Origin of the sequence: Bacillus sp. FSL W8-0116, assembly GCF_038003825.1 — a bacterium.
Taxonomy (GTDB): domain Bacteria; phylum Bacillota; class Bacilli; order Bacillales; family DSM-4216; genus Bacillus_O; species Bacillus_O smithii.
The window spans coordinates 598,192-614,296 of the sequence record NZ_JBBOPY010000001.1 but is presented as its reverse complement, the minus strand read 5'-3'; the positions used below and the strand labels follow the sequence as shown (position 1 = coordinate 614,296).

Genomic DNA, 16,105 nt, shown 5'->3' with positions numbered 1-16,105 from the left:
TTCACTCATAACCATCGTCATCGTCGGGGTTAGGAACTGTTATTTGGGGTATTCTGTTACTAAATATGAACATTGTTATGGAAGAAAGGAAGAGGTGACACGAATGAGTGCTAAAGCAAACAAAGCACCACTTGATGTGAAGAAGAAGATAAAAGCGATAGAAGATCAATTTGAAATGTTTCAAATTTTAAATGAAGAAGGAAAGGTCGTTAACGAAGCAGCGCTTCCTGAATTAACGGATGAACAGCTTCAAGAGCTGATGCGGCGGATGGTATTTACACGCATTTTGGACCAACGTTCCATTTCTTTAAACCGTCAAGGCCGGCTGGGCTTTTATGCTCCTACGGCAGGTCAGGAAGCTTCTCAAATTGCTTCCCATTTTGCTCTCGAAAAAGAAGACTGGATTGCCCCTGGATATCGTGATGTACCGCAGATTGTATGGCATGGTGTTCCGTTATCACAAGCGTTCCTATGGTCTCGCGGACATTATATGGGAGGACAAATGCCTGAAGGAGTTCGTGCACTTCCTCCACAAATTATTATCGGTGCTCAATATGTACAAACGGCAGGAATTGCACTTGGATTGAAAAAAAGAGGAGAAAAAGCTGTAGCTGTTACATATACAGGTGACGGAGGTTCCTCACAAGGGGATTTCTATGAAGGAATCAACTTTGCGGGCGCGTTCAAAGCACCAGCTATCTTTATTGTTCAAAACAACCAATTTGCGATTTCTACGCCAAGAGAAAAACAAACAGCAGCTAAAACCATAGCTCAAAAAGGGGTTGCGGCAGGAATCCCAAGCATTCAAGTGGACGGAATGGATCCATTGGCTGTTTATGCGGCTGTGCGTGATGCAAGAGAACGTGCCGTTAACGGAGAAGGACCGACACTGATTGAGACGATTTGTTATCGTTTCGGACCTCATACAATGTCAGGTGACGACCCAACTCGTTATCGTTCATCTGAACTAGATACAGAATGGGAAAGAAAAGATCCGATTGTACGTTTCCGCAAGTTCCTTGAAGGCAAGGGATTATGGAACGAAGAAATGGAAAATGAAACAATCGAAAAAGCAAAAGAAGAAATTAAAGCTGCCATTAAAAAAGCGGACGAAGCTCCAAAACAAAAAGTGACCGATTTGATTTCTATTATGTACGAAGAGCTTCCTTATAACTTAAAAGAACAATATGAATTATATAAAGAAAAGGAGTCGAAGTAAGCCATGCCGCAAATGACAATGATCCAAGCCATCAATGATGCGTTGCGTACGGAATTAAAGAATGATGAGAACGTTCTAGTTTTTGGTGAAGATGTCGGCGTAAATGGCGGGGTTTTCCGTGCGACAGAAGGCCTTCAAAAAGAATTTGGAGAGGAACGGGTATTTGATACACCGTTAGCGGAATCCGGAATAGGCGGTTTATCCATTGGGCTTGCTCTTCAAGGATTTCGTCCTGTTCCTGAAATCCAATTCTTTGGATTCGTCTATGAAGTAATGGATTCCCTGAGCGGACAAATGGCCCGTTATCGTTACCGTTCCGGCGGAAAATTTTCTATGCCTATTACTGTTCGCGCTCCTTTCGGCGGAGGCGTTCATACACCAGAATTGCACGCAGACAGTTTAGAAGGGCTGGTAGCCCAACAACCTGGTCTGAAAGTGGTGATCCCTTCCACACCTTATGAAGCGAAAGGGCTCTTAATCTCAGCCATTCGTGATAATGATCCAGTTATATTCTTGGAACATATGAAACTGTATCGCTCTTTCCGTCAAGAAGTTCCTGAGGGTGAATATACGATTCCGCTTGGGAAAGCAGATGTGAAGCGTGAAGGAAAAGACATTTCCATCATCGCTTATGGAGCAATGGTACATGAAGCATTAAAAGCTGCTGAAGAACTAGAAAAAGAAGGATACTCTGCAGAAGTAGTTGATTTAAGAACGGTCAGCCCTCTTGATGTGGAAACGATAGTGGCTTCCGTTGAAAAGACAAATCGGGCGATTGTTGTTCAAGAGGCACAAAAACAAGCAGGTATAGCTGCAAATGTTGTAGCGGAAATTAATGAAAGAGCTATTCTCAGCTTGGAAGCTCCTGTTCTTCGTGTAACTGCTCCGGATACTGTATATCCTTTTTCACAAGCCGAATCGGTATGGTTGCCGAACTTTAAAGACATTGTCGAAACTGCTAAAAAAGTGCTCGAATTTTAATGGATGACCGTTATGAGGATGGGTTATGCTCCCCTCTTTTACGGAACTAGACAATTTTTAGGAGGGTGAATACATTGGCATTTCAATTTAAATTACCGGATATTGGTGAAGGGATTCACGAAGGTGAAATCGTTAAATGGTATGTGAAACCTGGAGATAAAGTAAGTGAAGACGACGTACTTTGTGAAGTGCAAAACGACAAAGCAGTGGTTGAAATTCCTTCTCCGGTGGATGGAACGGTAAAAGAAATCCTTGTTGAAGAAGGAAATGTTGCGGTTGTTGGAGATGTATTAATCACATTTGATGCGGAAGGTTACAGCGATGACAATGCATCAGAAGAAAATCAAGGATCAAAAGAAGAAACTCCTGCTGAAAAATCTCAAAACGTACAAGAAGCAGCAGCAAAACAAGAGGCTCCTCAGCCTGCTGGCCAACCTGAAAAAGTGGATTCCGATCGTCGTGTAATCGCGATGCCATCCGTTCGTAAATATGCTCGTGAAAAAGGCGTGGATATTCGTCAAGTAACTGGTTCCGGAAAAAATGGACGCGTATTGAAAGAAGATATTGATCAATTCTTAAGCGGAGGAGCACAACCTGCAGTTTCAGAACAAACGACAACAGAAGAAAAAGCTGTCGAAGCAGCCGCTCCTGCCCAAACCGTCGTTTTGGAAGGAGAATTCCCTGAAACTCGTGAAAAAATGAGCGGAATTCGCAAGGCGATTGCAAAAGCGATGGTTAATTCCAAACATACTGCTCCACATGTGACTTTAATGGATGAGGTAGATGTAACCAAACTTGTTGCTCACCGCAAAAAATTCAAGGAAGTGGCAGCTGAAAAGAATATCAAGCTTACATTCCTTCCATATGTAGTTAAAGCACTCGTGAGCACATTGCGTGAATTTCCAGCTTTAAATACATCTCTTGACGATGAAGCAGGGGAAATCATCCATAAACATTATTACAATATCGGTATTGCAGCTGATACAGAACGCGGCTTGCTTGTTCCGGTTGTAAAACATGCGGATCGCAAATCGATATTTGCTATTTCTGCTGAAATACAAGAACTTGCTACAAAAGCCCGTGAAGGAAAACTTTCTCCAGATGAAATGAGAGGAGCCTCTTGCACAATCACGAATATCGGATCTGCCGGAGGACAATGGTTTACGCCTGTTATCAACCATCCAGAAGTAGCTATTTTAGGAATTGGAAGAATTTCTGAAAAACCTGTAGTTAAAAATGGTGAAATTGTAGCCGCACCTGTGTTAGCATTATCATTGAGCTTCGATCATCGTATGATTGATGGAGCTACCGCTCAATATGCGCTGAATCATCTGAAGCGTCTATTGAACGATCCAGAATTATTACTAATGGAGGCGTAATCAAAATGGTAGTAGGAGATTTCCCAATCGAAACAGACACTATTGTCATCGGCGCAGGTCCTGGGGGGTACGTCGCTGCAATCCGCGCTGCTCAATTAGGGCAAAAAGTAACCATCGTTGAGAAAGAGCATGTCGGGGGCGTATGTTTAAACGTCGGCTGTATTCCTTCAAAAGCGCTGATTTCAGCCAGCCACCGTTATCATGATGTGCTGCATTCCGATTCTCTTGGAATTAAAGCGGAAAATGTGACAGTTGACTTTTCCAAAGTACAATCTTGGAAGGGAAGCGTTGTCAAAAAATTAACGGGCGGCGTTTCAACCCTTTTAAAAGCAAATAAGGTTGAGATTGTAAAAGGTGAAGCGTATTTTGTCGATGCGCACACTGTTCGGGTGATGGACGAGAAATCAGCCCAAACATATACATTTAAAAATGCGATTATCGCAACAGGTTCTCGTCCGATCGAAATTCCGGCTTTCAAATTTTCAAAACGCGTGTTAAATTCTACTGGAGCCCTTGCACTTGAAGAAGTTCCTGAAAAATTGGTTGTCATCGGCGGAGGATACATCGGAACGGAACTTGGAAACGCATTTGCCAACTTTGGAACAAAAGTGACGATTCTTGAAGGCGGCGACGAAATTCTTCCTAATTTCGAAAAACAAATGTCTTCCATTGTCAAACGCAATTTGAAGAAAAAAGGTGCTGAAATTTTTACAAATGCGTTGGCAAAAGGTGTCGAAGAAAAAGAAGATGGCGTCGTAGTTACGTATGAAGTAAAGGGAGAAGAAAAAACGATAGAAGCTGATTACGTACTTGTAACAGTGGGCCGCAGACCTAATACGGATGAATTAGGACTTGAGCAAGTCGGCATTGAATTAACAGAAAAAGGTCTTATCAAAATTGACAAACAATGTCGTACTAATGTTCCAAACATTTATGCTATCGGAGATATCGTTCCGGGGCCACAGCTTGCACATAAAGCTTCTTATGAAGGAAAAATAGCAGCTGCAGCTATTGCTGGACAGCCGGATGAAATTGACTACTTAGCTATTCCTGCAGTTGTATTCTCGGATCCCGAACTAGCAACAGTAGGATATACTGAACAACAAGCGAAAGACGAAGGAATCGAAATTGTGGCCGCTAAATTCCCGTTTGCAGCAAATGGACGGGCTCTGTCGCTTGACAGCACGGATGGATTCTTGAAATTAATTACCCGCAAAGAAGACGGTCTTGTCATTGGTGCTCAAATTGCGGGACCTGGAGCTTCGGATATGATTGCTGAATTAGGATTGGCGATTGAATCTGGTGTAACAGCAGAAGATATTGCCATGACTATTCACGCTCACCCGACATTAGGGGAAATTACGATGGAAGTTGCAGAAGTGGCTTTAGGCACACCAATTCATATTGTCAGATAACCTGTTCGGATAAACCCTTAGCACGGTTCAATGTGCTGAGGGTTTTCTCTTTTTTCTAGAGGTTATAATGAAATATCGTTTTTCCGTTCATATAATAAAGTAATACAGTCGAGAGGGCGTAAGTATCAGTATGTAACAGAAAAGAGTGGACGAACATGGCATTTTATTTCGTTTTTTTGCTGCAATTAATCATTTGGAGCGGTTACATGTTAGCGGCGTGGTTGTCTGAAGGTGACCGTGCTCGCTTTCAATGGTTGATGTTTTTGGTTTTTCTCTATTTGGGGATTTTAGTGGCGAAAAAATTTATTCCTTCCAATAAGAATGTGATATTAGTTACAATCTCTAGTCTAACGGTATTTGTGCTTATCCAATATGCTTTGGATATAGTGTTTCAAACTCCTTTTACACTATGAAACACATAAAGGGTCTACACATTTATTTTTAATGTGACATACAAAATAGGCTTGAAAAAATAAATGTGTTATATTATTATAGATACATAGAGATGAACCGATTACAAACTTACACGAAAGGAAGTTGGAAGATGGGGACCATTGTTTGCAAGTCCTGCCTATTAACCATTGATCATTTTGAAGATGAAAAAGTAACCGTTTTATATTCTGATTGTGGCTGCAACGAAGAAGAAGAATTGGACGACTAAGTCATATTCCCTTCTAATTTCAGTTTTTCATTCATTTATCATCATCACCTTTACTTTCACATAGAATGCCCGGCATATTTTATGCTGGCTTTTTTTTTGCCCATTTTTCTGCTATGTGTGGAAATTGCTTTGGCTGAAATGCTTTAACACAGTCTGCCGACCTAATTTTAAAAAGAAAACGTTTATGACTATGGTACGACCTAACGCTATTTACAAATTTCACTATACAATTTTCCCAGTCAAGCTAAGAGGTTAAGCTGATGGTGCCGGCGAATTTTAAATCAACGATACAATAGATGAGAGAAATGTAGACAGGAACGTCATTTTTCATCTGTTCAAACAGAAACGAACTGAAGTGAAAACGATCGATTGGAAAAATGGATTTCTTTAAGTATGGGAGTTTTTTAAGGGGGGTGTTTTTCAAAAAAACGGAAGGCATTTCACCTTCCGTTTTTGAACGCTGATCATTCAGAAAGGAAATGAATGGACTTTCACAATAGTCGTCATCCAATACCGAAATTTATCTTTTTAAAGGCCCGTTTGTCGCAGAAAGCAGCTAAAGTTTTGACGTTATTTACGAATTGATATGCTGCTGTCTAATTGGCGGCTGTGTCATAAATAGCCGTTTTTCGGTAAAGTGAAGGTCCATTTGAAACTGAGAAATAGAATCTAGCGTATAGCTTCGAATTCTTTGATGACTCTTAATGTTTTTAATTCCGGGTCTTCCGGGCCTTGGACAGGCAACCCCGCTTCCATGTTTTTTCGAATATAGGCTAAATTTTCTTCTGTAATAATTTCTCCGGGTATGAAAATAGGAATACCTGGAGGATAGACCATCACAAATTCAGCTATGATCCTACCGGCTGATTTTTCAAAAGGAATGATTTCTGTCTCCGCGTAAAAAGCATCCCTAGGGGTTAGGGCAAGATGGGGAATATCCGGCAGTAATACTTCTATATGCTTTTCTCCCGCATCATGTTGAAACGTTTCGGATAAATGTTTGAGCGCATTGACTAATATGGTTCCTTCTTTTTCTGTATCGCCGGGTGTAATGATGCAAAGGATGTTATATAAATCGGATAGCTCCACTTCAATTTGATAAACCTCACGGAGCCATTTTTCGGCATCATGTCCGGTGATTCCTAAATCTTTTACGGAAATAGTCAGTTTTGTCGGGTCGTAATCAAAAACAGCTTCTGAGTCGAGAATTTCTTCGCCTACACAATACAAATATGGAATTTCATTTATTTGTTTACGAATGTTTTCTGCTAATGCGATCGTTCGGTCTAAAAGTTCTTTTCCTTCGGTCGCAAGACGTTTCCGTGCGACATCCAATGAAGCGAGCAGCAAATAAGAAGTTGACGTTGTCGTCAACATGCTCATGATCGATTGGACTTTATTAACGGAGACTAATCCTTCCCGAATGTTTAAGATCGAGCTTTGTGTCAAAGAACCGCCTAATTTGTGGACGCTCGTAGCCGCAAGATCTGCCCCGGCTTGCATGGCCGAAATAGGCAAATCGTCATGAAAATGAATGTGGGCGCCATGGGCTTCATCCACTAAAACGGGAACGTTGTAAGAATGGGCAATCTCCACAATTTTCTTTAAGTCTCCGGAAACACCGAAATAAGTAGGATTTATGACTAAAACCCCTTTAGCGTCTGGGTGTTGTTTTAACGCTTTTTCCACTGCATCGGCAGTAATACCGTGTGAAATACCGAGACGGCCATCAATTTCCGGGTGGATAAAGATCGGAACAGCACCGGAAAAAATGATAGCGGACATGATAGATTTATGAACGTTTCTAGGAATGATGATTTTATCGCCAGGTCCACAAACGCTCATGACCATTGCCATAATGGCGCCGCTTGTTCCTTGAACGGAAAAAAAGGAATAGTCTGCTCCGAATGCTTCGGCTGCCAACTTTTGCGCCTGATGAATCACGCCTTTTGGATTATGGAGGTCATCAAGTGGAGCAATATTAATCAAATCAATGGATAACGCATTTTCGCCGATAAATTCTCTGAATTTCGGATCCATTCCCGCTCCTTTCTTATGGCCGGGAATATGGAACTGTACAGGATTTTTTTTGGCATGCTGGACTAATGATGTAAACAATGGTGTATCAAACTGGGACAATTCAACAATCACCTCTTCATGTAAGCTAAAACAAATGAATTATAGCATGGGAGTTGGGATTTTCCTAGTTTTATTTGTAACCAATTGTGAAAAGAAAAAGGACTTTGAAAGGTAAAAGTAGAATAAATAAGTGTCGGGAGGGATTAACTTGAATTGGGAAACTCGTGTAACCAAATTGTTAGGGATTCAATACCCGATTATACAAGGCGGATTAGCCCATCTTGCCTATTCTGAACTGGCAGCCGCCGTTTCTAATGCTGGTGGATTAGGTCAAATTACGGCCATGTCGTTAGAAAAACCGGAAGATTTACGGGAGGAAATTCGGAAGGTAAGAGGATTAACTGATAAACCATTTGGAGTCAATTTTGCGATTGGGCAGCACAATCGTTCTTTTTCACATTTTTTGGAGGTCGCTGTAGAGGAAAAAGTGCCGGTCATCACCATGACAGGCGGCAATCCTGCTCCTATTTTCGATCAGCTTAAGGGAGTAGATGTGATTAAGCTGGTCTTAGTAGCGGCTGTACGACAGGCGCAGAAAGCGGAAGAACTTGGCGCCGATGCAGTTATGGTCGTCGGCCAAGAAGGTGGAGGGCATTTAGGAAAGAATGACATCGGAACATTCGTATTGACGCCAAAAGTAGTTGACAACGTCAGCATCCCGGTCATTGCGTCAGGTGGAATTGGCGATGGCAGAGGGCTTATGGCTGCTCTCAGTCTTGGAGCTGAAGGGATTGAAATGGGTACAAGGTTTATCGCGACAAAAGAATGCGTCCATGCCTCCGAATTATATAAGAACTATCTTATTCAAGGGACTGAAAATGACACAGTAGTGATTAAACGAACTTTAGGCGCGCCTGGAAGAGCCATTAAAAACAGCTGGACAGAAAAAATTTTAGAAATCGAAAGACAAAATGGGGGCTATGAACAGCTGAAAGATTACATAAGCGGTGAAGCCAATAAGCGTTTTATATATGAAGGAAAAGCGGATTCCGGCTTTGCTTGGGCCGGGCAAGTGATGGGATTGATCAAGGACGTTCCGTCTGTCAAAGAGTTAATAGAAAGAATGATTGGAGAGGCGGAGGACATTCGCCGAAAATGGGCATACTAAAGTTAGCAAAACAGAATAAGCAGGTGGAATAATATGAAGGAATATTCTTATCCGTTTTCATTTGATTGGTCCACTCAGGAAGTCATCGATGTGATCAAATTTTTTCGAGCTATTGAAGAAGCTTATGAGAAGGGAATTGAACGAGAAGAGCTGATGGCTGCTTATCGCCGCTTTAAAGAAATCGTTCCGAGCAAATCGGAAGAAAAAAAGCTTTGCAACGAATTTGAAGAATCGAGCGGCTATTCTTCTTATCACGTCGTCAAAAAAATGAAAGCTTTAAAACCGGGCGATAAGGTGTACATGGACCAAAAGTAGTCATAACAATAGGGCTAGGCGTCCATTCTACCGTTTTAGATCCTGCAACTTTGGTAGAAGGGGCCTAGCCCTTTGTAGTGATGTTAAACCTATCGATCATGAGGTGTTTGTCCATCTTAGGGGATTTGAAAGGAATCATTGAAAACTTTTGCGTGATGGGGTCTCCTTTTTTCTCGTCTGAAATAAACAGATTTACCGCAACATCATTATGTAAACCACGTTTTCTTATATCAGAATAAGCAATTTTTTTATTTTAGCTAAAGCCGAACAAGCCTGTTTTCTATGGATGCGGCACACTATTTGTCAGGTGAAATCGCCATTTGTCTGTGTGCCAGTTTGTACAGAGGGATTAATTGTACAAAGACATCCTCAATCGTATTCAAAAGGTCTGTGCTGTTTAAATGTACGGCTTCATCTTTGGGTATATGCAAACCGCAAAGAGCTTCCGCTTTTTTGACGAATTGGAGTCTTTCAAACAATTGAACCAGTTGTTGGTCGGACAATTCGTTCGATTGGATGGCATTTGGTTTCGTGTGATCATCGGACCATACAAAATGCGAAGGGATTCGTTTTCGAATCGCAGATATTTCATTTTGAAAAGAAGCGCCGATCTGATCTTTATTGGGAGCTTCATTTATGACAGCGAACCAGATAAATAAATGCGTTTCCCAAAGGCCGATTTGAAAATGAGGGAGTTTTTTGTATCCACGTTTACTTGAAGAAAAAGCAACCCATGTATCATTGGGCGGGTTGATGGTACGGCGGGCATGCTTTGCCACATGATAATGCATTTCATCTCCCGTTAAGGTGCTAAGCGTCGGTGCAAAGTATTTCCCTAAAAATTCTAGTTTTGGACGAACGAGTCTTTTGATCGCCTCCATTCGGGCATCCAAGCCAGGAATTTGAAATACTTGAAAATCTTCATTCGAAAAACCGGTAAAATTCATCTTTGTCCCTCCTTAAAGATTGAACATATTTTATCATAAAGGGCTTTGAAAATTAAATTTTCTTTTAGGTAGCGAGACATTTTTGTTACAAGTTATCATACCATTTCATATGATGTACTAACCATAAGTTGATTTCGAGGGAGTGTTTCTTCAATGAAACATTTGGTGAATGACTCGAAGAAAAAGAAAACACAAGAAAAGTTGGCCGTCATTCGTATGGAATTGGATTATGAATTAGCCGTTTTGTTTGAAGCTATGGAGCAAAACGATAAAGAAAAGATGGACAATGTGAAAACAAAATTACACGCTTTGCGTGAAGAATTGGTGCGGTTAGAATCGTTGTTGTGAAAAAACAGGGAAGATAAAAAGAAAAGAAGGCGGACCCGAAACGAGAGTTTAAAGGTTTTTTTTGTGAATTTCACAACCGACATTTTTCCTTTTAAAGGAGTGATAATTAAAAGAAATGAATGCTATGGAGTTCTGATTGAAAAAATAATTTTAAAGAAATGAAGATTGAAAGAGTGAGAGCAGCCGTCTAATATTTGGTAAGATAGAAATAACAAATGCATTTCCCAAGTGAAGATCAACGAAAGAGGAGATTGAAGAGGTGGTTTGCGGGGCAGGAAACCTTTGATATTCTAATCGCTTGCCATGAAGAAAAGATCGTTTTTCATAAATATCCATGATTAATGACAATGATGACGGATGTATCAGTTAGGAGGGCTTAAAAAAAAGTTATAAGTGTGAGTAAAATGTTTGTGGGAGAAATTCTTAGAATTCCCCGATGAGGGGTTGGGAACATAGGTTCGCAATCCCCCTCATCGGGGCCACCAAGCAAAGCGCGGTAGGATCCCAAGCAGGAAACATGAAAAAAGGACTCTCTCCCTGGTAAGATGATCATTGTTCACACCATCAAACAGGAGGAGAGAGTCCCATGAATATTCAACAACATCTTACCACAAATTCGTTGACATGGAAAGAGATCGAACTTGATTTGTTTCGAGCCTTGCAAAACGCCTTCACCGAGCTGTTTACGGCTCTGTTGGAGGACATCGACCGACAATTGGCGGAAACCCGGGACAAGCGCCGGTACCACTTGAAAGACAAACGACGCACCACGATTCAAACCTTGTTTGGCGAAGTTACCTTTGAGCGAAACTACTATTTAGACCGAGAACAAAACCGTTACACGTTTTTGCTTGATTCCTTTTTAGCGTTTGATGGATCGCAGTCAATCAGCCCTTGTCTAGAAGAAACGGCGATGGGATTGGCTGTGGAGTGCTCTTCCTATCGCAAAGCGGCTCATACGCTTGCCCAGATGGTCGGGTATCCGGTGATGAGCCATGAGACGATCCGCCAGTTGGTGCTCGAGGCTGAAGTTCCGCTGCACTGCCCGGTTGACCAGCGATATGGACGGGTGCTGTTTGTGGAGGCCGATGGACTGTTTGTCTCTCTCCAAGGGAAGGGAAAACGGGCCAAGGAAGACAAAATCCTGACCGTTCACGAAGGATGGAAGCGCAACGGCTCACGGATCGAATTCGTGAATCAGCGCCATTACGTCCATGAAGGCAAGGGGGAGGTGTGGGAAGGCTTCGAGGAATTTTTGATGAACGAATATGCCTATGATCCGTGTCGGGATCTTCTTGTCATCAACGGGGACGGCGCTCCATGGATTACCGCGTGCCGGGAGTATTTCAAAGGACGGGTCTGCTTCCAATTGGATCGATTCCACGTGGCGCGTGAGTTGCGCCAATGCCTCTCGGGCCATCCACGGTGGCAGGCGATTCGGCAAAAGCTGGCGAAGCAGGATGAAGAGAAGCTGCTTGTGGAACTGAACAGCGCCCTCGGCACGCTGGGGGACGAAGCGAAAGAACAACAGCTGGCTGCCTTGATCCACCGGATCGAATCGATGCCGGGATGCATCCGTGATTACCGGGAATGGCTGAAGGAGCAAGGAGTGGACACAACGGGCATGTATCCGATGGGGAGGGCTGAAAGCGTGATGAGCCAGCTGGCGTATCGGGTGAAATACCGCCGCAGTTGGACAGACAAGGGACTCAGGGCGTTTTTCAAGGCAATGATTGCCCGGATGGATGGGATTCGTCTTTTCGGACATCGTTTAGGAGAAGAATCGTCGCATCCGGCGGAGGAAACGGCATCTACCAAACAGACGATCGTGAACAAGGCGAAACAACGCATCCGCCGTCTTCTTCCAGAGGTAACGCGGAATAACGTGCCATATTTACAGCAATCGTCCGGGACTCCGATCTATCATGCCCTGTCTGAATTCAAGGGATGGTAAAAAAAGGTATACATATTCGTCTGTCATGGCAAGGGATGAGAGTCCGAAAGCGCTTACGGATGAAATTCAAAAAAATGGTTCGCTAACCTATGACTTACATCTATTTTCAGCGAACCAAAAAAATTCCCACAAAGTCTTGACTGACTCTGCGTCAACTAATCAAAATGATAAATAACAAAGAAGTAGATAAAATAGTAGTATTCTATAAAGATAGGCTTCTTAGATTTGGTTTTGAATTGGTTGAGTATATGGCAAACCTTAATGGGTGTGAGATTGAAGTTTTAGATAGCACTGAAAAAACAGATGAACAAGAACTTGTAGAAGATTTAATACAGATTGTTACAGTATTTAGTTGTAGATTACAAGGAAAACGTGCTAATAAAACTAGAAAGTTAGTAGATGAATTAATTGAGGAAAATGAGGAGTTGCTAAATGATAAAGTCAATAAAAGGGATGTTGAAACCAAATAATAAGCAAAAAACTAAATTATTTCTATATGCGAATACAGCTAGATTTGCTTATAATTGGACAATTGCAAAGCAACAAGAAAATTATCAAAATGGTGGTAAATTCATCAATGATTCAACTTTGAGAAAACAGTTTACTCAAATGAAAAAGCTTGATGAATTTAATTGGCTGAATAATGTAAGTAATAATGTAACGAAACAAGCTATTAAAGATGCTTGTGATGCTTACAAACGATTTTTTAAAGGACTATCAAAATATCCAAAATTTAAAAGGAAAAAGAAATCTATACCTAGTTTTTATCAGGATAATGTGAAAATCAAATTCACAAAAACACATGTTAAAGTAGAGGGATTTGCTTCAAGTAAAAAGTCGAATAAACAAAAGATAAATTGGATTCGATTAGCAGAAAAAGGACGTATTCCATTTGGTGAAAATGTTAAGTATATGAATCCTCGATTTACATTTGATGGTTTGAATTGGTGGGTATCTGTTGGAATAGAAACAGATAGTGATTATTCTCCTTCAAAAACAGAAGGGATAGGTATTGACTTAGGAATAAAAGATTTAGCTGTTTGTTCTGATGGTAAAGTTTATGGAAATATTAATAAAACAAAAAGAATTAGGCAATTAGAAAAGAAAAAGCGCAGGTTGCAACGTAAAATTTCAAGAAAATATGAAAAAGGAAGGGAGGGAAACCGTTACAGGAAAACCAACAACATTATAAAAAGTGAAAAGCAACTTTTAAAAGTTTCACGAAGACTAACGAATATTCGTCATAACTACATACATCAAATCACTTCTGAAATCGTAAACAGAAAACCAATGTTTATTGTTTTAGAAGATTTGAATGTAAAAGGTATGATGAAAAATAAACATTTAGCTGAATCTGTTCAACAACAGTGTTTCCATGAATTTAGAAGACAAATTGAATACAAGTCAAATTGGAATAATATTCGCTTCATTTTGGCGGATAGATGGTTTCCAAGTTCTAAGTTGTGTTCTTGTTGCGGAAAAGTTAAAAAAGACTTGAAGTTATCCGATAGAACTTTTGAATGCGAATGTGGAAATATTGTTGATCGAGATTATCAAGCGTCTATAAATCTTAAAAAATATGGTGAAAATGTTTTAGAATCTGCATCTTAACAATGCAAGTTAATGCAGACATGTACCGATTCGTTAGTCGGGAATTTACGACTTTGGAGTGTTACACCAAATGCAAGTAGCGATCTGTTTAATAGATAGACGTGAAAGCAGACACGATGAAGAAGTAATGAAACATAAAAGTTGTAGGAAATTATAACTTTTTATAAGTTTTCTGTAACGGGATTAAGTTGGTATTTTACTCGAAAAAAGGACCCGTTAGTTCCATCCTGACATGGCTGTTAATCATTGGAAGTATCGCATTGCCGATAGCTGTCCACTTAGAGTTAGGTACTATAGCGGAGGATCTAACTGTTACTGACAAAATTTTATTAACAGTCATTTGTAGTTTATTTACACTATTTTTGCTTTCAGGATGGTTCCATACATTTTACATTTTAACTGACAAAGTCTTAAAAGTTAGAGGAGGAATTTTTAGTTGGACAATTCCTCTTGAAGAGATTGAAGTGATTACTGAGTCTAAAAATCCTCTAGCGGCACCAGCTCTATCACTTGATCGTTTACAAGTAGTGTACGGGAAATCGAAGTTCATCTTAATTTCTCCTAAAGACAAATCGTTATTTTTAAAACAAATAAAAAAAATGAGACCAGACATAATCATTGAAGTTAAACGGTTTTAGGTTATGTACAAATTTGCGTAAAGAAACCGTTTTACAGTTACATATTGATTGAAGAAGCCATAGAGAAGTATTAAAATGAGTGGAAGAAATAAGAATAATTAGAAAAAATGAGGAGCAAATGAAAAGAAACTACCCTGCAGAAAACAAGGTGGTTTTCGGTTTATACTACATAAGATTCTGTAGGCTTCCAAGGCTTTTACAAAAGCTTCAACGGATTTTGTCACAGCAGCGGGACGGAATGACCTTTCTAAATGTTTGAAGATCTCATACGCCACATATACTCCAATAGGAACTCTTGGAGTTGTAACTATAAATTCTTTTGTTGATGGTAATTCCAGAACAACCTTCTTTGTCATCAATAAAACAAGCCTGCTGCTGTGGCCGGAGAACCGAATTTCCATGAACTTATTTTGGATCCGTTTCGACAGTCTTGGAATAATCACAGTACTGTGCTGAGAAAAATTTTGGTTAAGTACATAATCGAACGTTGGCAATGAGAAGGATTATGAATTGCCTTCATTGACGCAATCGTATTTTTATCCGGTTTGGAGGAAATCGAGATGACGAATTGGAATGAAATAGATGCAAAGGTGAAACAATGGCTGCGGGAGGCAGGGGACAATATACGAAAATCGTTCACTGAAACATTGGATATTCAAACAAAATCAAATCCTAATGATTTAGTAACCAACATGGATAAAGCGACTGAACAATTTTTTATCGAAAAAATTAAACAAAACTATCCGGATCATTCGATATTGGGCGAGGAAGGGTTTGGCGATAAGCTTGAGTCATTGGATGGGGTCGTGTGGATTATTGATCCGATTGACGGGACCATGAATTTTATTTATCAGCAGCGTCATTTCGCTATATCCATCGGGATTTTCGAAAACGGAATCGGTCGATTGGGATACATTTATGATGTGGCACATGATGAGCTTTATTTTGCCGAAAAAGGGAAAGGAGCCTTTTTAAACGGTAAGCCGTTAAAAAAACTGGCTCCTGTTAAAGTGGAAGAAGCGATTATTGCTTTAAATTCTACTTGGCTGGTTCAAAATCGAAGAATGGATCCAAAGCCGCTCATTTCATTGGCCCAAACGGTGCGAGGAACGCGGTCTTACGGAACGGCAGCGTTGGAATTTGCTTATGTAGCAGCTGGCATATTAGATGGATATATCACGATGAGGCTTTCACCATGGGATTTTGCCGCTGGAAAAATTCTGGTGGAAGAAACAGGTGGAATTGTGACAAACTTAAAAGGGGAGCCGCTTAATTTGCTAGAGAATAACACGATATTTGTAGCAAAACCTGGTTTGCATACGGAAATTATGGAGCGATTCCTTCAAAATATTTAACGTAAACAAAAATTCGCTAAAAGTGCTTGCCATCC

At 40.6% G+C, this 16,105-nt stretch carries 15 protein-coding genes and 1 pseudogene; 14 read left to right on the top strand and 2 right to left on the bottom strand.

Going from position 1 to position 16,105, the window contains the following annotated elements; all coding sequences use genetic code 11:
• Positions 1-103 precede the first annotated feature (103 nt).
• The 6 genes from pdhA to N1I86_RS02845 all read left to right on the top strand — a co-directional run bounded on the left by pdhA (position 104) and on the right by N1I86_RS02845 (position 5,655).
• Positions 104-1,219, top strand: coding sequence for a pyruvate dehydrogenase (acetyl-transferring) E1 component subunit alpha (pdhA, locus tag N1I86_RS02870; protein ID WP_040341479.1), 1,116 nt, complete (start codon positions 104-106; stop codon positions 1,217-1,219).
• A gap of 3 nt (positions 1,220-1,222) precedes the next feature.
• Entirely contained in the window at positions 1,223-2,200 is a 978-nt protein-coding gene (locus N1I86_RS02865; protein WP_003354409.1) for an alpha-ketoacid dehydrogenase subunit beta, read from the top strand.
• Positions 2,201-2,274: 74 nt separating this feature from the next.
• Positions 2,275-3,579, top strand: a complete 1,305-nt coding sequence (locus tag N1I86_RS02860) for a dihydrolipoamide acetyltransferase family protein (protein WP_270584181.1) — start codon at positions 2,275-2,277, stop codon at positions 3,577-3,579.
• A 5-nt stretch (positions 3,580-3,584) separates the two neighbouring features.
• Positions 3,585-4,994, top strand: a complete 1,410-nt coding sequence (gene lpdA, locus N1I86_RS02855; RefSeq protein WP_003354411.1) for a dihydrolipoyl dehydrogenase — start codon at positions 3,585-3,587, stop codon at positions 4,992-4,994.
• 155 nt (positions 4,995-5,149) lie between these two features.
• Positions 5,150-5,407 (top strand): hypothetical protein, encoded by a 258-nt coding sequence (locus N1I86_RS02850; RefSeq protein ID WP_003354412.1) that lies wholly within the window; start codon positions 5,150-5,152, stop codon positions 5,405-5,407.
• A 131-nt stretch (positions 5,408-5,538) separates the two neighbouring features.
• Positions 5,539-5,655 (top strand): GapA-binding peptide SR1P, encoded by a 117-nt coding sequence (locus tag N1I86_RS02845; protein ID WP_003354414.1) that lies wholly within the window; start codon positions 5,539-5,541, stop codon positions 5,653-5,655.
• Between the two features lie 669 nt (positions 5,656-6,324).
• Here N1I86_RS02845 and N1I86_RS02840 read toward each other — a convergent pair.
• A complete protein-coding gene (locus tag N1I86_RS02840; RefSeq protein ID WP_341094851.1) occupies positions 6,325-7,794 on the bottom strand; it encodes an aminotransferase class I/II-fold pyridoxal phosphate-dependent enzyme in 1,470 nt (489 codons plus the stop codon).
• A gap of 148 nt (positions 7,795-7,942) precedes the next feature.
• Here N1I86_RS02840 and N1I86_RS02835 point away from each other — a divergent pair, with 148 nt between their 5' ends.
• Both N1I86_RS02835 and N1I86_RS02830 read left to right on the top strand, forming a co-directional pair.
• Entirely contained in the window at positions 7,943-8,902 is a 960-nt protein-coding gene (locus N1I86_RS02835; protein WP_341094849.1) for an NAD(P)H-dependent flavin oxidoreductase, read from the top strand.
• Positions 8,903-8,935: 33 nt separating this feature from the next.
• On the top strand, positions 8,936-9,217 hold the full coding sequence (locus tag N1I86_RS02830) for a UPF0223 family protein (RefSeq protein WP_003354417.1): 282 nt from the start codon (positions 8,936-8,938) through the stop codon (positions 9,215-9,217).
• Positions 9,218-9,513: 296 nt separating this feature from the next.
• Here the strand turns inward: N1I86_RS02830 and N1I86_RS02825 are convergent, their stop codons facing one another.
• The gene (locus tag N1I86_RS02825; protein WP_003354418.1) at positions 9,514-10,164 is read right to left on the bottom strand and encodes a YktB family protein; all 651 of its coding nucleotides are present in this window, start codon (positions 10,162-10,164) and stop codon (positions 9,514-9,516) included.
• Positions 10,165-10,317: 153 nt separating this feature from the next.
• Between N1I86_RS02825 and N1I86_RS02820 the strand changes: the two genes are divergently transcribed.
• The 6 genes and pseudogenes from N1I86_RS02820 (at position 10,318) to N1I86_RS02795 (ending at position 16,070) form a co-directional block, all read left to right on the top strand.
• Complete coding sequence (locus tag N1I86_RS02820; protein ID WP_003354419.1) at positions 10,318-10,512, top strand: hypothetical protein; 195 nt, start codon at positions 10,318-10,320, stop codon at positions 10,510-10,512.
• 586 nt (positions 10,513-11,098) lie between these two features.
• Positions 11,099-12,466: an ISLre2 family transposase gene (locus N1I86_RS02815; protein ID WP_003355652.1), complete on the top strand. Its 1,368-nt coding sequence runs from the start codon at positions 11,099-11,101 to the stop codon at positions 12,464-12,466.
• Between the two features lie 146 nt (positions 12,467-12,612).
• Positions 12,613-12,936 (top strand): annotated as a pseudogene (locus N1I86_RS02810) (recombinase family protein); the annotation flags it as partial.
• Positions 12,899-14,077 (top strand): RNA-guided endonuclease InsQ/TnpB family protein, encoded by a 1,179-nt coding sequence (locus N1I86_RS02805; RefSeq protein WP_003353565.1) that lies wholly within the window; start codon positions 12,899-12,901, stop codon positions 14,075-14,077. The pseudogene N1I86_RS02810 and the gene N1I86_RS02805, both read left to right, overlap by 38 nt.
• A 260-nt stretch (positions 14,078-14,337) precedes the next feature.
• Positions 14,338-14,715 (top strand): PH domain-containing protein, encoded by a 378-nt coding sequence (locus tag N1I86_RS02800; RefSeq protein ID WP_341094845.1) that lies wholly within the window; start codon positions 14,338-14,340, stop codon positions 14,713-14,715.
• Positions 14,716-15,275: 560 nt separating this feature from the next.
• The gene (locus N1I86_RS02795) at positions 15,276-16,070 is read left to right on the top strand and encodes an inositol monophosphatase family protein (RefSeq protein ID WP_003354422.1); all 795 of its coding nucleotides are present in this window, start codon (positions 15,276-15,278) and stop codon (positions 16,068-16,070) included.
• Positions 16,071-16,105: the final 35 nt, after the last annotated feature.